The organism is Streptomyces sp. NPDC041713, from assembly GCF_055591085.1.
The window spans coordinates 554,009-577,631 of record NZ_JBVIZY010000006.1 but is presented as its reverse complement, the minus strand read 5'-3'; the positions used below and the strand labels follow the sequence as shown (position 1 = coordinate 577,631).

At 72.3% G+C, this 23,623-nt stretch carries 16 protein-coding genes; 9 read left to right on the top strand and 7 right to left on the bottom strand.

Annotated elements, in window-relative coordinates; translation table 11 throughout:
- Positions 1–127: 127 nt before the first annotated feature.
- Together ACZ6CV_RS21925 and ACZ6CV_RS21920 are read left to right on the top strand one after the other, a co-directional pair.
- Positions 128–1,264 carry an FAD-dependent oxidoreductase gene (locus ACZ6CV_RS21925; RefSeq protein WP_469252401.1) on the top strand — a complete coding sequence of 379 codons (1,137 nt, stop codon included), beginning with the start codon at positions 128–130 and terminating at the stop codon, positions 1,262–1,264.
- A 227-nt stretch (positions 1,265–1,491) separates the two neighbouring features.
- Positions 1,492–2,568 (top strand): DUF2637 domain-containing protein, encoded by a 1,077-nt coding sequence (locus ACZ6CV_RS21920; protein ID WP_469252400.1) that lies wholly within the window; start codon positions 1,492–1,494, stop codon positions 2,566–2,568.
- Between the two features lie 63 nt (positions 2,569–2,631).
- Here the strand turns inward: ACZ6CV_RS21920 and ACZ6CV_RS21915 are convergent, their stop codons facing one another.
- Entirely contained in the window at positions 2,632–3,117 is a 486-nt protein-coding gene (locus tag ACZ6CV_RS21915) for an ATP-binding protein (RefSeq protein ID WP_469252399.1), read from the bottom strand.
- Positions 3,118–3,294: 177 nt separating this feature from the next.
- Between ACZ6CV_RS21915 and ACZ6CV_RS21910 the strand changes: the two genes are divergently transcribed.
- Positions 3,295–6,339: an alpha-mannosidase gene (locus tag ACZ6CV_RS21910; protein WP_469252398.1), complete on the top strand. Its 3,045-nt coding sequence runs from the start codon at positions 3,295–3,297 to the stop codon at positions 6,337–6,339.
- Between the two features lie 24 nt (positions 6,340–6,363).
- Here ACZ6CV_RS21910 and ACZ6CV_RS21905 read toward each other — a convergent pair whose 3' ends face one another.
- The 3 genes from ACZ6CV_RS21905 to ACZ6CV_RS21895 form a co-directional block, all read right to left on the bottom strand.
- A complete protein-coding gene (locus ACZ6CV_RS21905; RefSeq protein ID WP_362366422.1) occupies positions 6,364–8,106 on the bottom strand; it encodes a pyruvate dehydrogenase in 1,743 nt (580 codons plus the stop codon).
- 97 nt (positions 8,107–8,203) lie between these two features.
- Positions 8,204–9,112 (bottom strand): protein phosphatase 2C domain-containing protein, encoded by a 909-nt coding sequence (locus ACZ6CV_RS21900; protein ID WP_469252397.1) that lies wholly within the window; start codon positions 9,110–9,112, stop codon positions 8,204–8,206.
- 901 nt (positions 9,113–10,013) lie between these two features.
- Positions 10,014–13,784, bottom strand: coding sequence for a S8 family peptidase (locus ACZ6CV_RS21895; RefSeq protein WP_469252396.1), 3,771 nt, complete (start codon positions 13,782–13,784; stop codon positions 10,014–10,016).
- A gap of 228 nt (positions 13,785–14,012) precedes the next feature.
- Here ACZ6CV_RS21895 and ACZ6CV_RS21890 point away from each other — a divergent pair, with 228 nt between their 5' ends.
- A complete protein-coding gene (locus ACZ6CV_RS21890) occupies positions 14,013–15,017 on the top strand; it encodes a helix-turn-helix domain-containing protein (RefSeq protein WP_469252395.1) in 1,005 nt (334 codons plus the stop codon).
- A gap of 41 nt (positions 15,018–15,058) precedes the next feature.
- On the top strand, positions 15,059–15,541 hold the full coding sequence (locus ACZ6CV_RS21885; protein ID WP_362366433.1) for a DUF456 domain-containing protein: 483 nt from the start codon (positions 15,059–15,061) through the stop codon (positions 15,539–15,541).
- A 36-nt stretch (positions 15,542–15,577) separates the two neighbouring features.
- On the opposite strand, the gene ACZ6CV_RS21880 is transcribed toward ACZ6CV_RS21885, so the two are convergent.
- From ACZ6CV_RS21880 to ACZ6CV_RS21870, 3 genes are all read right to left on the bottom strand, one after another.
- On the bottom strand, positions 15,578–15,832 hold the full coding sequence (locus ACZ6CV_RS21880; RefSeq protein ID WP_469252394.1) for a hypothetical protein: 255 nt from the start codon (positions 15,830–15,832) through the stop codon (positions 15,578–15,580).
- A gap of 101 nt (positions 15,833–15,933) precedes the next feature.
- Positions 15,934–17,346 (bottom strand): DNA-3-methyladenine glycosylase 2 family protein, encoded by a 1,413-nt coding sequence (locus ACZ6CV_RS21875; RefSeq protein ID WP_469252473.1) that lies wholly within the window; start codon positions 17,344–17,346, stop codon positions 15,934–15,936.
- Between the two features lie 149 nt (positions 17,347–17,495).
- Entirely contained in the window at positions 17,496–18,647 is a 1,152-nt protein-coding gene (locus ACZ6CV_RS21870; RefSeq protein ID WP_469252393.1) for an acyl-CoA dehydrogenase family protein, read from the bottom strand.
- Positions 18,648–19,013: 366 nt separating this feature from the next.
- Between ACZ6CV_RS21870 and ACZ6CV_RS21865 the strand changes: the two genes are divergently transcribed.
- The 4 genes from ACZ6CV_RS21865 (at position 19,014) to ACZ6CV_RS21850 (ending at position 23,593) form a co-directional block, all read left to right on the top strand.
- Positions 19,014–20,054 carry a cytochrome P450 gene (locus tag ACZ6CV_RS21865; protein ID WP_469252392.1) on the top strand — a complete coding sequence of 347 codons (1,041 nt, stop codon included), beginning with the start codon at positions 19,014–19,016 and terminating at the stop codon, positions 20,052–20,054.
- Between the two features lie 194 nt (positions 20,055–20,248).
- Positions 20,249–21,316, top strand: a complete 1,068-nt coding sequence (locus ACZ6CV_RS21860) for a polyprenyl synthetase family protein (RefSeq protein ID WP_469252391.1) — start codon at positions 20,249–20,251, stop codon at positions 21,314–21,316.
- On the top strand, positions 21,313–22,224 hold the full coding sequence (locus ACZ6CV_RS21855) for a terpene synthase family protein (protein WP_469252390.1): 912 nt from the start codon (positions 21,313–21,315) through the stop codon (positions 22,222–22,224). The genes ACZ6CV_RS21860 and ACZ6CV_RS21855 overlap by 4 nt, the downstream gene beginning before the upstream one ends.
- 10 nt (positions 22,225–22,234) lie before the next feature.
- The gene (locus ACZ6CV_RS21850; RefSeq protein WP_469252389.1) at positions 22,235–23,593 is read left to right on the top strand and encodes a cytochrome P450; all 1,359 of its coding nucleotides are present in this window, start codon (positions 22,235–22,237) and stop codon (positions 23,591–23,593) included.
- Positions 23,594–23,623: the final 30 nt, after the last annotated feature.

Sequence of the window (23,623 nt, the reverse complement as noted above, 5' to 3'; positions counted from 1 at the left end):
ACAGGTCGGAGCCGGGCGGCAACGCCGCCGGACCCGGCCTCGCATCGCCCCGGCCCACCGGCGCGGCGCGCCCGGCGTGACCCGCCGCGTGCCCGCCCCGGGGGCCACGGTCAGGAAGGAAGCCCTCATGACGCATGACTTCACGATCATCGGCGCCGGACTCGGCGGCCTCACACTCGCCCGTGTCCTGCACCTGCACGGCATACCGGCCGCGGTGTACGAGGCGGAGCCCTCCCCCGCCTCGCGTGCCCAGGGCGGCATGCTCGACATCCACGACTACAACGGCCAACTCGCCCTGCGGGCCGCTGACTTGATGGACGGGTTCCGCGAACTCGTCCTGGAGGGCCGCCAGGCCGTGCGGATCCTCGCCTCGGACGGGACCGTCCTGCTCGACGAGGCCGACGACGGCACCGGCGGCCGCCCCGAGGTGCTCCGCGGCGAACTGCGGCAGCTGCTGCTCGACTCGCTGCCGCCCGGCACCGTCCGGTGGGGCCGGAAGGTGACCGGCGCCCGCGGTCTCGGCGACGGCCGCCACGAGGTGACCTTCGCCGACGGCACCACCGTCACCACCGGCCTGCTCGTCGGCGCGGACGGCGCCTGGTCCCGGGTGCGGCCGCTGCTGACCTCCGCCACCCCCGCGTACAGCGGCAAGTCCGTCGTCGAGACCTACCTGTTCGGCTCCGACACCCGGCGCCCGGCCGTCGCGAAGACCGTCGGCGGCGGATCGATGCTGGCGTTCGCGCCGGACCGGGAGATCTTCGCCCACCGGGAACGGGACGACACCCTGCACGCCTACGTGGGACTGACCCGCCCGGAGGACTGGTTCGACGACATCGACTTCGGCGACGGCGCCGCGGCCGCCGCGCGGATCGCCCGCGAGTTCGACGGCTGGGCACCCGAACTCGTCTCGCTGATCACCGACGCCGACGGCGCGCCCACCCTGCGCCGCCTCTACGCCCTGCCGATCGGGCACCGCTGGGCGCGGGTGCCGGGGGTGACCCTGATCGGCGACGCCGCCCACCTTTCGATCCCGAACGGCGAGGGGGCCAACGTCGCCATGCACGACGGCGCCGAACTCGGCGCGGCGCTCGCCGCCCACCCCGACGACGTCGAGACCGCCCTCGCCGCGTACGAGGAGGCCATGTTCCCGCGCAGCGCGGAGGCCGCCACCTTCGGAGGGCCCGACGGCCCCGCGCCCGAGCCCGGGGAGGGCCCGGTCCAGGACATGATCGCCGCGTTCTTCCAGCAACAGCAGCAGTCCTGACCGGTTCGGCAGCGGGTCTACGCGGCCGGTTCACGCACCCGGTTCACGCAGCGCACGATTAATCGAACTCAACGCCCGGCGTTCCTCTGTGAGTTCGAGCAAAAGTGCGCCCTGCACGCTCCCTTGCACCCCCATCGCTGTCTCTTGCCCCGAAACCCCCTGCGGGTCTTCGAGGTTGGGTCAATATGGCGCCCGTTACGCCCTACCGCAATGCAAGGGACCCCCAGATGAGACTGACCGACATATCGCTGGACTGGCTGCTTCCCGGCAGCGTCCTGCTCCTGGGCATGCTGGTGGCGGTGGCGGTGCTCATGCGCGGCAAGCGAGGCCACGACAAGACGGCCAAGGGGACCGCGAGCGACGACTCGTGGGAGCGCAGCGAGGAACGCCGCAGACGCAAGGAAGCCGTCTACGGAACCGCCTCCTATGTGCTGCTGTTCTGCTGCGCGGCCGTCGCCGCGGCGCTGTCGTTCCACGGCCTGGTCGGCTTCGGGCAGCAGAACCTCAGCCTCTCCGGCGGCTGGGAGTACCTGGTGCCGTTCGGCCTCGACGGGGCGGCGATGTTCTGCTCCGTCCTCGCCGTACGCGAGGCCAGCCACGGCGACGCGGCGCTCGGCTCGCGGCTGCTGGTGTGGACGTTCGCGGGCGCGGCCGCCTGGTTCAACTGGGTGCACGCGCCCAGGGGGTTGAACCACGCCGGGGCCCCGCACTTCTTCGCGGGCATGTCGCTGTCGGCCGCGGTGCTCTTCGACCGCGCGCTCAAGCAGACCCGCCGTGCGGCGCTGCGCGAGCAGGGTCTCGTGCCGCGTCCGCTGCCGCAGATCCGCATCGTGCGGTGGCTGCGCGCGCCCCGGGAGACCTTCGGCGCCTGGTCGCTGATGCTCCTCGAAGGCGTCCGCACGCTGGACGAGGCCGTCGAGGAGGTGCGGGAGGACCGGCGCGAGAAGGAGCGCACCCGGCTGCGCAGGCGTGACCAGGAGAAGCTGGAGCGGGCGCAGCTCAAGGCGCTCAGCCGGGGCCACCGCACCTGGCAGGGCCGCGGCGGCGGCCGTCAGGTGGAGGTGCCGGCCGTCGCGTCGGGCGCCGGGTCCGCGCAGGTCGGCGCGGACCCTGCCATACCGGCGCAGGACCAGTTGCCCCTGCGCTCCCGACCCTCCCTCCAGGCCGTCAGGAACGGCCCTGACGGCACCGAACCCGTCGCCCCCCTCACCGTCGACCTGACGGCCGAGGACGACACGCAGGCGCTGCCCCGGCTCGACTCGCTGGAGCGGAAGCTGAAGGACCTGGAGCAGCAGTTCGGCTGACCGCGCCAGGACCGCCTCGTCACCCGAGAGGACCGTCCCGTCACCCGAGGGCGGCGGCAGGGCTCACGCCGTGCCGCCGCCGTCGAGTTCGAACCACACCACCTTTCCCACCCCGTGCGCCCGCACGCCCCACGCGTCGGCGAGGGCCTGCACGAGGACCAGGCCCCGGCCGTTCGTACCGCTGTCGGCGTCCGGTACCCGCGGCTCGGGGCGGCTCCCCGCGAAGTCCCGCACCTCGACGCGCAGACCGCGCGGGCCCACGGTCGCGGTGACGAACGCGTCGTGATCGGTGTGCACCAGCGCGTTGGTGACCAGTTCGCTGGTGAGCAGTTCGGCCGTCTCGGCCCGTCCCGGCTTCCCCCAGGGCCGCAGGAACTCCCTCAGGTCCTTCCTGACCTCGGACACCGCGCGCAGATCCGACCTGCCGAGCCGGCGCGTGAACCGCCCGCCGTCGGGGCCGCCGCGTGCCGCGCCGGTTCTCTCGTCCCGTTCCTTTTGCGGGGTGGCCCCGATGCTCCCGGAGCCTCCCGCCCGTGACTGGCTCGTCATGACCCCCGCCCACCAAGCGATGTCTCTGCCCCCTTGCTCGAACAACTTCACGGGATGCATGCCCTTCGCCGGGGGCGGCACGCTTGTCGAATCGTCAACCAATGGCGGGGGGTGCACCCACGGATCCGGGGGAAGTGAAGCGGAGAGCCCCACCTCCGAGCCTCCCGAGGAGCCCGAGTGCACGACGACCGACTGCTGGTGGAAGGCCGCCTGGAGCGCGCGCTGCGCCAGTTCATCCGCCCCGCCCAGTACGCGCGGCGTACCCCGCTGACCCTCTCCGTCTGGCACGCGCCGGGCGAGCCGGTGCCCGTCGCGACCGCCCTCGATGCGGCGTACGAGCCCTTCGAGACCGGCACCGCATGGGGAAACCCCTGGTCCACCAGCTGGTTCCGGCTTCAAGGACAGGTGCCCGAGGAGTGGAGCGGGCGGCGGGTCGAGGTGGTCATCGACCCGGGCTTCAGCGAGGAGGGACCCGGCTTCCAGGCGGAGGGCCTGGTGTACGACGCGTCGGGCGTACCCCTGAAGGGGATTCACCCCCGCAACCGGCATATCCCGGTGGCCTCCCCCGCCCGGGGCGGCGAGGACGTGCACCTGCTCCTGGAGGCGGCGGCGAATCCTGCCGTTCTGCACGACTTCGTGCCGACGCGGCTCGGCGACGTACTGACCGCAGGCAATAGCCCGATCTACCGATTCGCGTCTGCCGATCTCGCCGTACTGGACGAGGACGTATGGCAGCTGACCCTGGATATCGAGGTCCTCTCCGAGCTCATGCGCGAACTGGACGCCGACCGTCCGCGTCGCCACGAGATCCTGCGCGCCCTGGAGGACATGCTCGACGCGCTCGATCTGCACGACGTCTCCGGCACCGCCGCCGCGGCCCGCGCCGAACTCGCCGACGTCCTCGCGCGCCCCGCCCACGCCAGCGCGCACCGCGTCTCGGCGGCCGGCCACGCGCACATCGACTCGGCGTGGCTGTGGCCGCTGCGCGAGACGGTGCGCAAGGCGTCGCGCACCTTCGCCAATGTGACGGCGCTGGCCGAGGAGTATCCGGAGCTGGTCTTCGCCTGTTCGCAGGCCCAGCAGTACGCCTGGGTGAAGGAGCACCAGCCGCACATCTGGGAGCGCATCAAGAAGGCGGTGGCGGACGGCAACTGGGCGCCGGTGGGCTCGATGTGGGTCGAGTCGGACGCCAACATGCCGGGCGGCGAGGCGCTGGCCCGGCAGATCACGCACGGCATGCGGTTCTTCCGCGAGGAGCTCGGGGTCGAGACGGAGGAGATCTGGCTGCCGGACTCCTTCGGGTACACGGCCGCCTTCCCGCAGCTGGCGAAGCTCGCGGGGGTGCGCTGGTTCCTCACCCAGAAGCTGAGCTGGAACCAGTCCAACAAGATGCCGCACCACACCTTCTGGTGGGAGGGCATCGACGGCACCCGCGTCTTCACCCACTTCCCGCCCGTGGACACCTACAACTCCCAGTTCCACGGCGCCGAACTCGCGCACGCCGAGCGGAACTTCGCCGACAAGGGCCGGGCGTCGCGCTCCCTGGTGCCGTTCGGCTGGGGCGACGGCGGGGGCGGGCCCACCCGCGAGATGATGGAGCGGGCCCGGCGGCTGCGCTCCCTGGAGGGGTCGCCACGCGTCGAGATCGAGAAGCCGTCGGCGTTCTTCGCGGCGGCCGAGGAGGAGTACGGGGCGCAGGCGCCCGTCTGGTCGGGCGAGCTGTACCTGGAGCTGCACCGCGCGACCTACACCACCCAGGCGGCGACCAAGCGCGGCAACCGGCGCAGCGAACACGCCCTGCGCGAGGCGGAGTTGTGGTGCACGGCGGCCGCGGTGCGTGACCCGGCGTACGTCTATCCGTACGACACCCTGGACCGGCTGTGGAAGACGGTGCTCCTGCACCAGTTCCACGACATCCTGCCGGGCTCGTCGATCGCCTGGGTGCACCGGGAGGCGCGCGAGACGTACGAGCGGGTCCTCGCCGAGCTCGACGAGCTGACCGCGGCGGCCGTCCGGTCGCTCGGCGCGGGCGGGCCCGCCGCGCTGAACGCCTCGCCCTACGCCCGCAGCGAGGTCGTCGACGCGGGCGACGGGACGCTGGTGCGCGTCGACGTCCCCGCGCTCGGCACCCGAAGCCTGGACGCCGCGCGGGACGCGGGCGCCGGCGCGGTGGCGCACACCACCGGCGACACCATCCTGCTCACCAACGAGCATCTGAGCGTCACCGTCGACGCCGCGGGACTCCTCACCTCCGTGACGGACCTGGACGCCGGACGCGAGGTCCTCGCGGCCCCCGCCAACCTCCTCCAGCTGCACCCCGACCACCCCACGCACTACGACGCCTGGGACCTGGACCGGCACTACCGGCGCCGGCACACCGACCTCACCGACGCCGAGTCCGTCGAGCTCGTCGAGGACGGGCCGCTGCGGGTCGCGGTGCGCGTGGTGCGGGCCTTCGGGCAGTCGCGGATCACCCAGGAGATCCGGCTCGCGGCGGGCAGCCGGCGTGTGGACGTCGTCACGGACGTCGACTGGCACGAGTCGGAGAAGGTCCTCAAGGCCGCTTTCCCGCTGGACGTGCACGCCGAACGGTCCGCCGCCGAGATCCAGTTCGGGCATGTGCACCGGCCGACGCACGCCAACACCGGCTGGGACGCGGCGCGTTACGAGATCTGCGCGCACCGCTGGCTGCGGGTGGCCGAGGAGGGGTACGGCGTGGCGCTGCTCAACGACTCCACGTACGGCCACGACGTGACGCGCACCGAGCACGACGGCACGCTCGGCACCACCGTGCGGCTGACCCTGCTGCGGGCCCCGCACAGCCCGGACCCGGAGACCGACCAGGGCACGCACCGCTTCACGTACGCGCTGCTGCCCGGGGCGGACACCGGCGACGCCGTCGCGGAGGGGCTCGCGCTCAATCTGCCGCTGCGGGTGGCCGACGCGCCCGTTCTGCCGTCGCTGGTGAGCGTCGACCACCCGGCCGTCACCGTCGAGTCGGTGAAGCTCGCCGACGACCGCAGCGGCGACGTCGTCGTACGTCTCTACGAGTCGCGCGGCGGGCGGGCGGCGGCCGTGCTCGGCACGTCGTTCCCGGTGGCCCGCGCGGAGGTGACCGACCTCCTGGAGCGGCCGCTGCACGAGGCGGAGACCGGCGAGGCCGGACTCGCGCTGGCGCTGCGGCCGTTCCAGATCGTCACGCTGCGGGTGCGGCCCGCCTGACCCGGGCGGATGCCGGGGCCGGTGTCACGGCCTCGGCACGTTCCGCAGGTTGGAGCGCGCCATCTGCAGCATCCGGCCCACCCCGCCGTCGAGCACGATCTTGCTGGCGGAGAGGGCGAAGCCGGTCACCATGTCCGAGCTGATCTTGGGCGGGATGGAGAGGGCGTTCGGGTCGGTGACGATGTCGACGAGGGCGGGGCCCTTGTGCGCGAAGGCGTCCTTGAGGGCGCCCGCGAGCTGCTTCGGCTTCTCCACGCGGACGCCGTAGGCACCCGCGGCGCGGGCGACGGCGGCGAAGTCCGGGTTGTGGTTGCCCGTGCCGTACGAGGGGAGACCGGCGACGAGCATCTCCAACTCCACCATGCCCAAAGAGGAGTTGTTGAACAGGACGACCTTCACCGGCAGGTCGTACTGGACGAGGGTGAGGAAGTCGCCCATCAGCATCGAGAAGCCGCCGTCGCCCGACATGGAGACGACCTGACGCTTGCGGTCGGTGAACTGGGCGCCGATCGCCTGCGGCAGGGCGTTCGCCATCGAGCCGTGACTGAAGGAGCCGATGATGCGGCGCCTGCCGTTGGGCGTGAGGTAGCGGGCTCCCCAGACATTGCACATACCGGTGTCAATGGTGAACACGGCATCGTCCGCGGCGAGTTCGTCGAGGACGGAGGCGACGTACTCGGGGTGGATCGGGACGTGCTTGTCGACCTTGCGCGTGTACGCCTTCACGACCCCTTCGAGGGCGTCCGCGTGCTTCTTGAGCATCTTGTCGAGGAACTTGCGGTTCGTCTTCGGCGTGACCCGCGGGGTCAGACCGCGCAGCGTCTCGCGCACGTCGCCCCAGACCGCGAGGTCCAGCTTGGAGCGCCGCCCGAGGTTCTCCGGCCGCACGTCCACCTGCGCGATCTTCACGTCGTCGGGCAGGAAGGCGGTGTACGGGAAGTCCGTGCCGAGCAGGATCAGCAGATCGCACTCGTGGGTGGCCTCGTACGCGGCGCCGTAGCCGAGCAGGCCGCTCATGCCCACGTCGTACGGGTTGTCGTACTGGATCCACTCCTTGCCGCGCAGCGCGTGGCCCACCGGGGACTTGATCTTCTCGGCGAACTCCATCACCTCGGCGTGTGCGCCCGCCGTGCCGCTGCCGCAGAAGAGCGTGACCTTGTCCGCCTCGTCGATCATGGCGGCTAGCCGCTCGATCTCCGCCTCGCCGGGGCGCACGGAGGGCCGTGAGGTGACCAGGGCGGTCTCGGCGGCCTTCTCCGGGGCCGGCTCGGCCGCGACGTCGCCGGGCAGCGACACGACGCTGACGCCGCTCCGGCCGACGGCGTGCTGGATGGCGGTGTGCAGGAGCCGCGGCATCTGCTTCGGCGTGGAGATCATCTCGCTGTAGTGGCTGCACTCGCGGAACAGCTGGTCCGGATGGGTCTCCTGGAAGAACCCGAGCCCGATCTCGCTCGACGGGATCTGCGCGGCGAGGGCGAGGACCGGGGCCATCGAGCGGTGCGCGTCGTAGAGGCCGTTGATCAGGTGCAGGTTGCCGGGGCCGCAGGAGCCCGCGCAGGCGGCCAGCTTCCCGGTGATCTGAGCCTCGGCGCCGGCCGCGAAGGCGGCGGTCTCCTCGTGCCGCACCTGGATCCAGTCGATCCCCTTGGTGCGGCGGATGGCGTCCACGACCGGGTTGAGGCTGTCGCCGACGACTCCGTACAGGCGCTTGACGCCCGCGCGGACGACGATGTCGACGAACTGCTCGGCGACGTTCTGCTTGGCCATGCTGTACGCACCTCTCGACGCCGGTGAACCGTGGCTCACCCCGTGTGACCCGTGGGTCCGTGGAGTCACCGGTTCCATGAAGTCACAGGTGCGGCGGTCATGCCTCCCAGACCGCGGCGGCGGTGCGGTCGTCGGCGTACCCCTTGACCCTGACCTGGATGTCGGCCAGGAAGGCGGCGAGCCCCGGCGGACCGCTCTTCTCCCATCTGCGGGTGAGGTGTTCGGCCAGCTCGGGCTCGCCGCGCAGCGGTTCGGCGAGGCCGCCGCTGCACAGGACGAGGGCGTCACCCGGGCGGGCGACGGAGGCCCGGAAGCGGAACGGCTCGCGGGGCGGCGCGGGCGCGGGTTCGTACGGGCTGGGCGGGGTGCTGATCCCGAGGTCCATGGTGAGGTGGTCGTCCTCGGGGAGCCGGTCGGGCGGCGAGCCGAAGCCCACCACGGCGTCGCCGGTGGCCTCGGCCACGCGGGGCTCGATGTCCTGCCAGGCACCGTCGCGCAGCCGGAAGAGTCCGCCTCCGCCGACGCCGAAGAAGACGCGGGTACGGCAGCGGGGGTCGGCCGGCAGGAGCAGGCAGCGCAGCGACGCGGCGTACTCCTCCGGCTCCAGGCCCAGGTCGGCGGCGCGGGCGCGGAGCTTGCCGAGGCTGCGGTCGGTGAGCCGGTGCAGCCCCGACTTCAGGTCGCCGCGCCGGGCCGCCCTGAGGTCCTCGGCGAGCCGCCGGTGGCTGCGGCCCACGGCCCGGCCGATCCACTGGCACACCTCGGCGGCGGCGCGGTGCGCTCCTGGGGTCGCGCGGGCGCCGGTGGCCATGGCGACGAGGACGAGGGCGTCCTCGCCGCTCCCGAACCGGGCGGTGAGCAGGGAGTCGCGCCGGGGCTCGCCCCGATACCGGGCGGAATCCCCGCGCACGGAGGCGGCCCGCAGCGTACTGCTCCCGTACCGCGCCCCGTCGAGCACGGTGTCGGCGACGAGATCCCCGAGGTCGTCGGGATCCGTGACAGGCAACTCGGTGGGCTCGGCCTCGTAGGTGGGGGGCCCGTCGCCGACGTAGGGGATGTGAGGGTCGACGGGGGCGGGGACGGGGACGTCCGGAGGCGGAGGGGCGGACCCGCCGGTACGCGGACCTCCGGTGGGGAAGGACACGGGTCCGCCGGGGGCGGAGGGGGGCGGCGCCCAGGGTGGCGGGGCGGTGAAGGTGGGGGTTTCCCTGCCGGGGGCGGGGGGTGAGGGTGCCTGCGGGGGCCGGGGTGGGCGCGCGGCGGGGGCTGGGGCCTGGGGCGGGTCCGGAGGCTCGGACGTCGCGGAAGCCTCAGCCTCAACCGCGCCCGCCGAACCCGGCTCCCCACCCGCCGGATCCGACCCTCGGGGTGGCGTCGACGCCGAACCCGGCTCGGAGGGCCCTGCCTCCGGGGCTGCCGGCGGCCAGGGCTGCCCACTCACCGGGCCCGGTACGTGCGGGGATGTGGACCCCGTGCGCCCCGCCGACGCCACCGAAGGCTCGGGCGGCTCAGCTCCCGGCGAGGGCTTCCGCTCAGCTCCCGGCGAGGCGTCCCGTTCAGCTCCCGGCGAGGGGTCCGCGTCCCGCCCCCCTGGCGCCCCCTCCCGGCGGGGCGGAGGGAGGGGGACGTTCGGCGCGGGGCACCCGACCGTGTCCGCCGCCGAGGCGAATCTGTCGTCCAGGGTGTCCCGCGCGGCCGCGGGCCCCGTGTCCGGCGCCGCGTCGTCGTACAGCTGTCCCCACCAGTCGTCGTCGCGATCGGTGGGCCTCTCCCCCTGCTGGCTCATGCCCCTAATTTTCCACCGCGAGGCCCGTACGAAAACGGTTCTTCCGGAAATTCCGGCCATCACGGAGACCGCCGGGCGGGCCCACCCCCCACAGGAGGACCGCCCGGCGGGGCCGGTGTGACTACCGCACGTCGTAGGCGCGGGCCACGGTCTGAGTGACGGAGTTCCCGTGGGCGTCCGTCAGCCGGGACTTGAGCCAGACCTGTTTGCCGGAGGCGCCCGCGTGGTCCACGGTCGCGCGCCATGTGCCGTCGTGCTCGGCGGTGGTGGCCGCCTGCCACGTCGTGCCCTCGTCGTACGAGTACGACAGCTCCGCCTTCGTGAGCGGGCCCGGCTCGTAGCCCGCGTGCCCGGTGGCGCCGAGTTCAATCCGCAGACCGTCCTTGGCGGGCAGCGTCTTGCGGCCGTCCTCCGGGAGCCGGTAGGTGGGGAACAGCATCGGGATGCCCTGCGAGTAGACGTCCTCGTCCAGGTGCGAGCGGAACGACCAGGTCGTCTCCGTCCCCGTCGACCGGTGCCACACGCGGGAGCCGATCTTCTGCGTGGTGAGGGTCAGTTCGTACGCGGAGTCCTCCGCCGGCACCGTGAACATCCCGGACGGCCAGCCCGAATCGCCCACGATCTCGCCGTTCCGCTTGAGCTGCACGGAACCGATGTCGCCGAAGCTGCCCTGGATGCCCGCGTGTTCGGCGTCCGACCAGAAACCGGGCGCGACCCCGATCAGGTTGCCCTGCCGCTCCCCGGCGAGGGCGGGATCACCCGCGGCGTCCCGGGGGGTGCCGGGCACGAGGACCCCGTCGTACCAGGTCTCCGCGCGCCGTTCGCCCTTCTCGTACGTACGCACCGGGTCGATCATGAACTCGCCGTACGGGAAGCTGCTGGAGACCTGGTGGCCCCAGCCGGTCGTGCCGGTCGAGTAGTACTCGGTGCGCTTGCCTGGTGCCGGGACGGACGCCAGGTCGGCGAAGTAGACCTCGACGCCGCTGGGGCGGACGGCCGACGGCAGGTCCACGTAGTCCGTGGCCTCCCCCATCGCCCGGTACGTCGCCTTGTTCGCGGCGAGGTTTTTGTCCCGCACCCGGTAGGTGCGGTCGTCGCGGATCTGGCCGGTCTCGGGGAACGCCAGGTTGTAGACGTAGGGGCTCTTGGCCGTCGCCTTCCACGTCAACTGGACCTGCCCCGAGTGGAGTCGGGCGAGCAGGGCGTCCGCCTCCGCGGTGGGCAGGCCGAGGACGGGCAGCGGGGAGCCGACGAAGCCCGCGGCGGGGTACCAGCGGCCGGCGGCCTTGCGGTGGGCGACGACCGCGACGGCGCCCGCCTTCTCCGCGTCGTTCGCCACGCCCGCGGCGTCACCGCTGTCCGGGACCTCGACGAGGGCGATCTTGCCCTTGACCCCGGCGGCGGCGAGCTCGTCGGGGGTGCCGGACTTCGCGTCGACGAGGACCGCGCGCCCGGTGCCGTCCAGGTTGGCGGAGCCGGTCGACGCCGTCACCGGGTGCAGCGCCGGGCCGCCCGCGACGGCGAGCCGGGAGATCTGCGGCGCGGCGGCCCGCCAGTAGCTGCCGGACTCGAAGGTGCCCTGGGACGGCTTGCCCTCGACGGACTGGTAGTAGGCGCGGACGGTGCGCGGCCCCGCGGCGGTGCCCGCGTGCAGCCAGTGGTCCTTGCCCCAGCCGCGCGTGAAGGCGAGGGTGGCGCCGCGCACTTCGGAGGCCTTGTCGGTGCGGACCTTCAGGCGGTGCGCCGTGCGGGCGTCGAGCGTGATCGTCGTGTCCTTCTTGATCTCGACCTGGGGGCGGGCGAGATGGGCGAGGGAGTCGACGAGCTTGCCGTCGCCGTGTGCGTCGGGCGTGGCGATGAACCCCGTCAAGAAGTAGGCGCCGGGGCGCACTTGGTACGTCTGGTCGTTGGCGCCCTCGTTGAAGCGCCGCTCGCCGGTCGCCGTGTCCGTGCCGATGAGGTCCACGGACGACGCCCCGTCGGCGGGCTTGCCGTTGCGGTCGACGAGCTTCACGCGGAGGCTGACGGTCTCCGGCTGCACGTAGAGCGAGAAGGGCGTGGAGACGCGACCCCCGCCGCCGGCGGTCTCGGCGAGCACGCGGCCCGTGATGTCGCCGTACTGGGCACGCTTGAGGTCCGCGTCGGGGCTGAGCTCGAGCGGCACCTGGACGGTGGCGCCGGCCGGGAGCGTCACGGAACGCTTGCCGAGCCGCGCCACTTCGGAGCCCACGGCCGAGCCGTCGTTGCCGGTCACTCCCGCCACCGACAGCTTCAACTTCACCGTCTTGTCCGTGGTGTTGGTGTAGGGGACGTCGACCGTGGTGCGGTCGGAGGTGTCCTGCGGCCAGCCGAAGCTGCCGCCCCGCACGGCGGGCGAGCCGAGCACCTGCTGGTCGATCGCGGCCTTGGCGTCGAGCCGTCCGCCGCCGGTCTCGCGCGCGTCGCCGGGAACGCCGCTGTCCGCGGACGAGACGAGGGCCGCCTTGATCTGCTGGGCGCTCCAGCCGGGGTGGCGCTGTTTGACGAGGGCGGCGGCGCCCGCGACGTGCGGGGTCGCCATCGACGTACCGCTCATGGACTGGTACGCGTAGACGCCGCGCCCGCCGGCCGCCGCGGCGGAGATGCCGACGCCGGGGGCGGCGATCTCCGGCTTGAGCGTGTGCGAGCCGTACGCGGGGCCGCGGCTGGAGAAGGAGGCCGTGGTGTCGTCGCGGTCGACGGCGCCGACGGTCAGGACACCGGGCGCGCAGCCGGGCGAGGAGACAGAGTTGAGGGACGGTCCGGTGTTGCCCGCCGCGACGACGAAGAGGGTGTCCTTCGCGGACCGCGCGAGCTCCTCGGTCGCGGTGCTCATCGGGTCGGTGCAGTCGGTCTGCGCCGGGTTGCCGAGGCTCATCGAGACGACGTCGGCCTTCTGGTCGACGGCCCACCCCATGCCCGCGATGATCCACGAAGTGGCGCCGGAACCGCTGTCGTTGAGGACCTTGCCGTGCAGCAGTTCGGTGCCGGGCGCGACGCCCTTCTTCTTGCCGTCGCTCGCCGCGCCGGAGCCGCCGACGGTGGAGGTGGTGTGGGTGCCGTGGCCCTGGCGGTCCTCGCCGTCCGGCGAGTCGGTGAAGTTCTTCGTCGCGCCGACGCGGCCCTTGAGGTCGGGGTGCTCGGCGTCCACCCCGGTGTCGAGCACGGCGACCTTGGTGCCCTTGCCGTCGTAGCTGGCGGCCCACGCCTCGGGGGCGTGCACCTGCTTGGTCGACCGGTCGAGGGTGGCCTCGACCTTGGCGTCAAGCCAGAGCTTCTTGACGTCGGCCGCGGCGCGCGACCTGGGTGACGTGATGTCCGCCCAGAACGCCGCGGCCTTCTTCTTATCGGCCTTCAGGGCGACGCCGTCGACGGGGTCGAGGACGAGTCCGCGCGTGGCGCCGCGCGGGGTGGCGGGCACCTTGCGCGCGACGTCGACCGACGTGTCGTACACGGCGATGAGCGGGAGCTGCTTGGTGTGCGCGTCGTCGTAGCCCTGGCGGACGAGCCCGGTGACGTTGAACAGTTCCTCGTCCACGAGGCCCTCGGCGAGGGCGTGTTCGGCACCCTCGGGGTAGACGTACAGGTCCTTGCCGGACTGCCGCGTCTGGATCAGCGGCGCGGTGCCGTCGGCGCCGGGCAGCGCGACGGCGCCCGATCTCCCCTCGCCGTCCGAGGTCACGAGGACCCGGTCGCCGGTGACGAGGGTGACCACGGAGCCGCCCCCGCCGCGCGCGGCGCCCTGCGGCACGCTCCCCGCCAACGGAGGCCGCTCCGACGACGGATGTGGCTCGGCCACGGACGGGACGGCCGCGGTGACGGCGAGGACGACGGCGGACGCCGCCCCCCATGCCGTACGCGATATCGGGCGCATCGCTCTCCCCAGTGTTGACGGTCGGCGGGCACGCGGAACCACGGGCCGATGGTGCCCAAAGGCCGCATGACCGGACGCGGTTGGTGCTGCGGTGGCGTCACCTTGGCAGAGAGACGGGTGGTGCGGGGATGATGTCCTGGGGCGGGTTTACGCCGTGGCTCTTTCCCGCCACGACACCGTCCGAGCAGAGCCTTTTCGGAAACGGAGCCTGGGGAGGGACGTCGCCGCATGCTGGCAGCGATCGGTCTGGACGAGACGCACGAGTCGGCGTATCGGGCGCTGGTGTCGGTGGGCGCCGCCGACGTCGCCGACCTCGCGCGCAGGCTCACCCTCGGCGAGCCGGAGACCGAGCGGACCCTGCGCCGCCTGGAGCGGCACGGCCTGGCCGCGCAGGCCTCCGGCCGGACCGGCCGCTGGGTGGCGGCGCCGCCCGGGGTCGCGCTCGGCGCGCTCCTCGCCCAGCAGCGCCACGAGCTGGAGAAGGCCGAACTCGCGGCCACGCTGCTCGCCGAGGAGTACCGCGCGCAGGCCGCCGAACCGGCGGTCCACGACCTGGTCGAGGTGGTCACCGGGGCGGCCGCGGTCTCGCAGCGCTTCCTCCAGCTGCAGCTGGGCGCGGGCGACGAGGTGTGCGCCCTGGTGACCGGCAGCCCCGTGGCGATCACCGGCACGGAGAACAGCGCCGAGGAGCAGGCGACGGGCCGCGGGGTGCGCTACCGCGTGGTCGTCGAGCGTGCCGTCCTCGACCTGCCGACGGGCCTCGTCGAGCTGTCGACGGCGATCGGCCGCGACGAGCAGGTGCGGGTGGTCGACCGCGTACCGACCAAGCTGGTGATCGCCGACGGCACGCTCGCGATGGTGCCGCTGACCTCGCGCACGGCCGAGCCCGCCGCGCTCGTCGTGCACGCCAGCGGCCTGCTCGAATCGCTGTCGGGCCTCTTCGAGGCGGTCTGGTCCCAGGCGCTTCCGCTGCGCATCGGCGAGGCCGGCGGCGCGCCCCGCGAGGTCGCCCCCGAGGGCCCGGACGGCACGGACCTGGAGATCCTCTCCCTGCTCCTGGCGGGCCTGACGGACGCGAGCGTCGCCAAACAGCTCGACCTGGGGCTGCGCACGGTGCAGCGCCGGGTGAAGCGCCTGATGGAGCTGACGGGCGTCACGACCCGGCTCCAGCTGGGCTGGCACGCGTACGAGCGCGAGTGGGTCTCGCGGACCGCAAGGCCGCCTCAGGACTGACCTGACCTGCGGTTTCGTCGCGTCTGGTGCAGGCTGGACAGATGGGAGCGTGGGAACTCCTGCTGGTCGGGGTGGTCATGCTGCTCGGCCTGTGCGGAGTGCTGGTACCCGGAGTGCCCGGCTCGTGGCTGGTGTGGGCCGCGGTCCTCTGGTGGACCCTGTACGACCCGAACGGCCTGGCCTGGGGCATCCTCGTCGGCGCGACCCTGGTGCTCCTCGCGGCCCAGGCCGTCCGCTGGCAGCTGCCGCCCCGCCGGCTGCGGGAGAGCGGCGCCACGCCGCGGATGGCGGTCTGCGCCGGGGCCGGCGCGCTGCTCGGCTTCTGCGTGGTGCCGGTGATCGGCGCGATCCCCGGCTTCGTCGGCGGCATCTACGCGGGCGAGCGGCTGCGGCTCGGCCGGCACGGTGAGGCGGCGGCGTCGACGCGGAACGCGATGCGGATGGGCGGGAGCAGCGTGCTGACGGAGCTGTTCGCGTGCCTGTTGATCGTGGGGGCGTGGCTGGGGGCGCTGGTCTGGGGTTGAGAGGTCCGCCCCGGGTGAGGGTGCGGGCGGGCGGGCTCATCGCTCGGCGATCCGGCGCCGCTCCTCGTCGTCCAGGTCGATGTCGATCTGGTCCCGGATGAGCTTGTGGGTGCCGCTTGCGGGATCGTGCGGTGCGGGGGCCTCGCGGACGACCGCGGGAGGCTGCCGCCGGCCGGAGGGGAAGGCGGCCCCGGTGGTCCCGGCCAGCACGGACACCGCGCAGACGGCGACGACGGCTCGGCGGATCCGTGCGCGGACGTGACGCGAGACGCGCACCATGGGCACCTCCACGTGTCGCTCCTGTCGGGTGAGGTGCCGCAGTCTGCCGTACGGGGATGAGAGGGCCTCTTAGATCTGGACGGGCCGCACGGGGGCCGCACGGACCTGGGCGATCAGCTGTCGGCGGGCGGCCGCCAAGCCAGGTGGCGCAGGGCGTACGAGCGCCAGGGGCGCCAGGCGTCGACGGCCGCCTCCGGCTCGCCGGGCAGGGCCACGTCGGGGTCGCCGAGGGCCCGCATGCGGATGACGGCGACGGTCCGCGCGTCCAGGCCGGGCAGGGCGCGGAGCGCCGCCTCCGCGTCGTCGCGGTCCGCCCCCGCGTCGAGGCGCAGGGAGCCGTCGGCGAGCGCCGAGGCAAGGGCGCCCGGGGTGCCGGGTTCGGCGGCCAGGTCGGCCGGGGCGGGGAAGACGTGGGTGAGCGTCCCGCACGCGGCGTCGAGCACCTTGCCGTACCGCGCCACGAGCCGTGCGGCCCCCGCGCGGCCGACGAGGGCGCGCATCGCGAACTCGTCCGGGTCGGCGGCGCCGGGCGAGCGGAGGCCCGGCCGGGCGGCGACGAGCGGGGCGAGCCGGGGATCGGCGCCGAGCCGCTCGTCCACGGCGTACGGGTCGGCGTCGAGGTCGAAGAGCCGGCGCAGCCGCTGGACGGCGGTGGTGAGGTCGCGCAGATCGGTCAGGTGCAGCCGGGCGTCGAGCCAGCCGCCCCGGTGCACGGCCTCGGTGCTCGATCCGCCGCCGGGCGCCGTCGCGGAGTCGTGGTGCGCCTCTTCGACGGCCACGATGCCGGTGCCGTACGGCAGCCGGAGCGTACGCCGGTACGTGCGGGCGCCGCGCTCACCGCCGACCTCCTCGATCCCGGTGACGGCCTCGTCGGCGAGCAGGTCGAAGACGGCATCGGCGCGGTAGGGGCCGCGGTGGGCCAGGCGCAGCGGGATGCCGGCGGCGGGCGTGGGGCGGGCGGTGCCGCGTCGGGGGGCGGCGGCGCGCAGGGCGGTGGGCGTGAGCGCGTACACCGTCTTGATGGTGTCGTTGAACTGCCGGACGCTGGCGAATCCGGCGGCGAAGGCGATCTCGGTGACCGGCAGGTCGGTGGTCTGCAGGAGGACGCGGGCGGTGTGGGCGCGCTGGGCGCGGGCCAGGGCGACCGGGCCCGCGCCGAGCTCGGCGGTGAGCTGGCGCTGCACCTGCCGGGCGCTGTAACCGAGCCGTACGGCGAGGCCGGGCACGCCCTCGCGGTCGACGACGCCGTCGCCGATCATGCGCATGGCGCGGCCGACGACGTCGGCACGCACGTTCCAGTCGGCGGAGCCGGGGACGGCGTCCGGCCTGCACCGCCGGCAGGCCCGGAATCCGGAGGTCTGGGCGGCGGCCGCGGTGGTGTAGTAGCGGACGTTCGCGCGCTTGGGCGTGACGGCGGGACAGCTGGGCCGGCAGTAGATGCCGGTGGTCCGGACGGCGAAGAAGAACTCCCCATCAAACCGAGCGTCCCTGCTGCGCACGGCTTCGTACCTGGTCTCTTCATCGATCACACGACCATTGTGGGCGCGGGACCGGGGACCGGCTGGCGGAATTCGGACACAACGCTCGGTCCGTGGTCTGCGGCCCCCGGCACCCGGGTCCCGGGTCCCGGGTCCCGGGTCCCGGGCTCTGGGACCCGGGACCCAGCAGGATTCGCTCAGATCCCCATCGACTTGGCGACGATGGTGCGCATGATCTCGCTGGTGCCGCCGAAGATCCGGCTCGCCCGGTTGTCGGCGTAGAGCCGGGCGACCGGGCTGTCCGTGGTGAAGCCGAAGCCGCCGTGCAGTTGCAGACACGCGTCGAGCACTCGGGGCGCCGCCTCCGTGCAGTACAGCTTGGTGGCGGCTGCCTCCTCCGCGGTCAGCTCCCCCGCGTCGAAGGCCTCCAGGGCCTGGTCGACGACCGCCTGGAGCGCGTTCACCGTGACCTTGCAGTCGGCGAGCACGAACTTGGTGTTCTGGAAGGCGGCGACCGGCTTGCCGAAGGCGACGCGCCCGCGCACGTACTCGGTGGTGAGGTGGACCGCGGCGGCGGCCTGCGCGTACGCGCCGACGGCGATGCCCAGGCGTTCCTGCGGGAAGATGTCCGTCAGACAGGCGAAGCCGTCACCGAGCCCGCCCACCACGTCGCCGACCGAGACCCGCACGTCGCTGAACGTCATCGTGACGATGTCGGTGGACCGCAGACCGAGCGTGGGCGTCTCGGGCTCGACCCGCACGCCGGGAGCCCGGGTGTCCACGGCGACCAGCGACATGCCTCCGCGCCGGTCCGCCTCGTCCGTGGAGGTCCGGCAGACGACGAGCACCAGGTCGGCCTGCGCGCCTCCGGAGACATAGGCCTTGGACCCATTGAGCACATAGTGGGTGCCGTCCTCGGACAGCGCGGCGGTCGTGCGCAGCCCGGCGACGTCGGAGCCGGTCTCCGGCTCCGTGATGGCGATGGCCGTCATCAGCTCACCGGTGACGAACCCGGGCAGCCAACGCTCCTTCTGCTCGCGGGTCGTGTACCGCACCAGGGTGGCGGGCAGGGCGAGATGGGCGCTGGCGGCGCCGAAGGTGACACCGGCCCGTGCGCACTCCTCCGCGATGACGGCGTTGAACTTGAAGCCCGTTTCGCCGCGCCCGCCGAACTCCTCCGGGATACCGAACCCGAAAATGCCCAATTTTCCCAGTCTGCGATAGAAGTCACGCGGTACCCGACCGGCCGCCTCCCAGTCGGGATATGCGGGTACGACCTCAGTCTCGATTAGGTTCCGCACCACCGCGCGGAACGTCTCGTGCTCGTCCTGGAAAACAGTGCGCCGCACCGTGTCTTCCCCCCGTAGGTCTGATCGGTGTCTGAACCAACGACCGCGACGCTAATACGGAGTTGAGGACCCTGTCCAGACCGAAAGACCTTGTCATGTGCGGTCGCACTGTGCCTAGTATTCAACCATCGGGTCCAGGGCTGCCGGTGCGGCCTGCGACCCTGCTTGCCGATTTTCATGGGGGAGACAGGCATGGAACCAACGGGCAGTGAACCTTTGTTCAATGCGCGTGACCCACGATTGCGGACCGACCCGTACCCGCTCTACAAAAGACTTCGGGATGTGGAACCGGTCCACCGGACACCGTACGGACATTGGGTGGTGTCGGGACACGAGGCCGTCGCTTCGCTCATCCGAAATCCCGGATTGAGCAGTGAATACCCCCGGGACCCCAAATGGGCCGCCCAACGAGGCGGGCAGGACAGCCCGATCGTGCGGGCCACCCGCAGTTGGATGCTCATGCGGGACGGCGCGGCCCACCGTCGGCTGCGCGGGCTGGCCAATCCACTGTTCACCGCCAAAGCGATCCGCGAGTTGACGCCCCGGATCGGCGAAATCGTCAACCGGATCATGGACGACATGGGCGACGGCCGGGACGTCGACCTGATCGGATCACTCGCGGCGCTGGTTCCGGTGACCGTCTTCTGCGGCCTGGGCGGCCTTCCCGTCGAGGACCGCGACCTGTGCAGGAAGTGGACCGATGCCCTGGGCCACGTCATCGACCCGGGTGTCGACGAGAGCACTCGCCGGGCCATGAACGGCGCGGCCGAGGAATTCGGCGCCTATGTCGCCGACCATCTGGCGAAGCGGCGCGCGGACCCGCGCGACGACATCCTGTCCCGGCTGCTGCGGGCGGAGTTCGACGGCGAGAGGCTCTCCGACGAGGAGATCGTCGCCAACGTCATGATGTTCTTCATGGGTGGCCACGAGACCACCGTGAACCTCATCGGCAACGGCATGCTGGCCCTGCTGCGCCACCCCGACCAGCTGCGCGCCCTGCGCGAGGACCCCGGCCTCATCGAGGACGGCGTCGACGAACTGTTGCGCTACGACGCGCCCATCCAGCTGGTGGCACGGATCACGACCGCCGACACCGAGGTCGGGGGCAGGACGATCCCAAGCGGTTCCAAGGTGATGATCCTGCTCGGCGCGGCCAACCGCGATCCGCTGCGCTACCCGGACCCGGACCGCCTCGACCTGCGCCGGCCCGACGTGCGCCCGCTGTCCTTCGGCGGCGGCCCGCACTACTGCATCGGCGCCCAGCTGGCGAAGATCGAGGCCAAGCTCGTCTTCACCGAACTGCTGCGCCGCCACCGCGACATCAGGCCGAGCGGCGAGGACGTCGTCTGGCGCCCCCAGGTCAACATCCGCGGGCTCAGCGAACTCCGCGTCGACCTCTCCTCCTGACGCCGGCCCGACCTCCCGTCCGCCGCACCGCCCGGCGGTTTTCCACAGTGCCCTGCGCGTGACCACATCCGTACGGCATTTCCCTGTGTGTGCACGACGCGTCCGGAATCCAATCGCGTCGTATCCGCGCGCATGCCGTCGTGGCCTCGCAGCCGGTTGCACTGGTCCAACGAGTGGGGATGAAGCGCAGAAACATGAGCACCCAGACGATATCTCCCGATGTACTCGACCACAGTTTCACCAAGAGCTCCGTCGACGACATTCTGATGCACTTCCTGGAGAGCCGGAAAAAAACTCCGGGCGATCTCCGGGTGACCCGCATCGTGCAATTGCTCGAGGATTTCATGGCCGGCGGAAAGAGAATCCGTCCGGTATTGACCGTGATGGGCTGGCAGGCCATTTGCGGTGAAGGCGTTCCGGCGTCAGTCCTGCGCGTCGCGGCGTCCCTTGAGATGTTTCACGCATTCGCCCTCATCCATGACGACGTCATGGATGACAGCGACACCCGACGCGGCCGTCCCACTCTTCACCGGGTCCTGGCCGGACGGCACGGAAACGACCGTGCCGAGCGATTCGGGCTGGGCGCCGCGATACTCCTGGGCGACCTCGCCTTCACATGGTCGGACGAGCTGCTGCACACGGCGGGCCTGACCCCCGCGCAGTCGGCCGCCGTGATGCCGCTCCTCACCGAGATGCGCACCGAGGTGATGCTGGGCCAGTATCTGGACCTCCAGGCCACCGGTGAGCTGACCGACGACGTCGACGCCACCCTCACCGTCAACCGCTACAAGACCGCCAAGTACACCGTCGAACGGCCTCTGCACATCGGCGCCGCCCTCGCGGGCGCCGACGCCCGGGCGCTCGCGGCGTGCACGGCGTTCGCCCTGCCCCTCGGCGAGGCCTTCCAGCTCCGCGACGACCTGCTCGGGGTGTACGGCGACGTCCGTGAGACCGGCAAGTCCCGTCTGGACGACCTGCGGGCCGGCAAGAACACCACGCTGGTCGCGCTCGCCCTGCGCGCGGCCGACCCGGTGCAGCGCGCCCGGCTGCGGACCCTGATCGGCGACCCGTCCCTGGACGAGGCCGGCGCCGAGGAGGTCCGCGCGCTCTTCGCGTCCACCGGGGCCCGGGACACCGTGGAGCGCATGATCGACGACCGTCGCCGGCAGGCCGTCGAAGCCCTGGACGTCGCTCCCTTCACCGCCGACGCGGTGACCGCCCTCAAATACCTCGCCACCACGGCCACCAGGAGGAACTCATGACCGCGGATCTGACCGTACCCACCGCTCCCGCGGGCACCGCACGCTACTGGCAGGAGAGCACCGGACACTTCGCCGCCCTCCTCGACCGGTACGTGGGGTACGAGGCCCAGAAGGTGCCGATGACGGACGCGGAGCTGCGCGAGGTCATCGACGCCTGCAACCGCGCGGTCGCACCGCTGGGCAAGGCCGTCTCGGACAAGCGGTGGATCTCCTACATGGACGTCGTGCGCTGGTCCCAAAGTGCCCGCCACATCAAGGACATGGAAGCCTTCAAGGCCGTCTGCGTGCTCAACTGCGTCACGTTCGTGTGGGACGACATGGACACCGCCCTGCACGACTTCGACCTCTTCCTGCCGCAGTTGCGCGCGGTGTGCGAGCGGTACTACTCCCCCGAGGACGCCGAGTTCGCCTACGAGGGCGCCCGGGCCTTCGTCACCAGCGACAACATGTTCCGCGACACCGAGCTGCGCAAGGTGCTCTGCCGCACCTCCCCCGAACAGTACTTCCGCTTCCGCGTCACCGACGTCGGGGTCGACTTCTGGATGCGGATGTCGTACCCGATCTACCGCCACCGGGCGCTGACCGAGCACGCCAAGACGGGCCTCGCCGCCCGTATGACCACCCGCGGTCTGGCCATCGTCAACGACTTCTACTCCTACGACCGCGAGCGCGCCCTCGGCCAGACGACCAACTGCTTCCACCTGTGCGACATGACGGACGAGGCCGACTTCCGGCGCTTCTTCCGGGACCGCCTCGCCGACATGGCCGAGGACCTGGAGTGCATACGGGCGTTCGACGACATCACCCGGGACGTCCTGCTCGACCTCATCCAGGGCAACTTCGTGTGGACCACCCGGGACCGGCGCTACCAAGCTCCGGTCAACGACGTCAACTCACTCATCCAGTAGGGACATCGGCATGCCCCCCTCGAAGACATCCGTGACGGACCGGAGTTGGCGCACCGGTACCGCGCCCGGCGCCCTGCCCCTGCTGGGACACGTGCCCGCCCTGTGGCGCCGGCCGCTGGAATTCCTCGCCTCGCTCCCCGCCCACGGCGACCTCGTCGAGGTCCGGCTCGGCCCCTCGCGCGCCTACCTCGCCGCCCACCCCGAGCTGGTCCGGCACGTCCTGCTCAACCCGGGCCTGTTCGACAAGGGCGGCGTCTTCGACAAGGCACGCCAGCTCCTCGGCAACAGCCTGTCGGTGTCGCGCGGCGAGGAGCACCGCTTCCAACGGCGGCTGATCCAGCCCGCGTTCCACAAGGCGAAGGTCGCCACCTACACGACGGCGGTCGCCGCGGACACCCGCACCGTCACCGACGGCTGGCGGGACGGGGAGACCCGGGACATCAGCGACGCCATGCACGCCCTGCTCATGCGGGTCGCCGCGCGCACCCTCTTCTCCACCGGCCTCGACGAGGCCACCGTCGAGGAGGCCCGGCAGTGCCTGCGGACCGTCTCGCACGGCATCTACAAACGCACGGTCGCCCCGCTGGGCGTCATGGAGAAGCTGCCCACACCGGGAAACCGTGCCTACGACCACGCCAACGTGCGGCTTCGGGAGATCGTGGCCGACATGATCGCCGTACGGCGGCGGTCCAACGAGGACCACGGCGACCTGCTCTCCACCCTGCTGCGGGCGGAGCACCCAGAGACCGGGGAGAAGCTCGATGACGCCGCACTCCTCGACCAGGTCGTCACCTTCCTCGTCGCCGGCAGCGAGACCACCGCCTCCACCCTGGCCTTCGTCTTCCACCTGATGGGCACGTTGCCCGAGGTGGAGAAGCGCGTGCACGCCGAGGTGGACGCGGCGCTCGGCGGGCGCACCCCCGTCCACGAGGACCTGCCCGCGTTCCCGTTCATCCGCAATGTGATCACGGAGGCGCTTCGCCTCTATCCGCCGTCGTGGATGGCGATGCGGGTCGCCGCGCAGGACGTGGAACTCGGCGGCCGGACCATCCCCTCCGGAACGATGATCCTCTACAGCGCCTACGCCCTGCACCACAACCCCGACCTGTTCCCCGATCCCGAGACCTTCGACGCCGACCGATGGGACGGCGAACGCGCCGCGCAGGTGCCGCGCGGGGCGCTCCTTCCCTTCGGCGCGGGCAGCCACAAGTGCATCGGCGACATCCTCGCGCTGACCGAGACCGCCCTGATCGTCGCCACCGTCGCCGCGCGCTGGCGGCTGCGCCCGGCGCCCGGCAGCACGCTGCGCCCGGAGCCGAAGGCCACCCTCGAAGCCGGCCCGCTGCCCATGGTCCTGGAGCGCCGCTGACCGGCGACGGTCCGCTCGCTCCCGTCACCC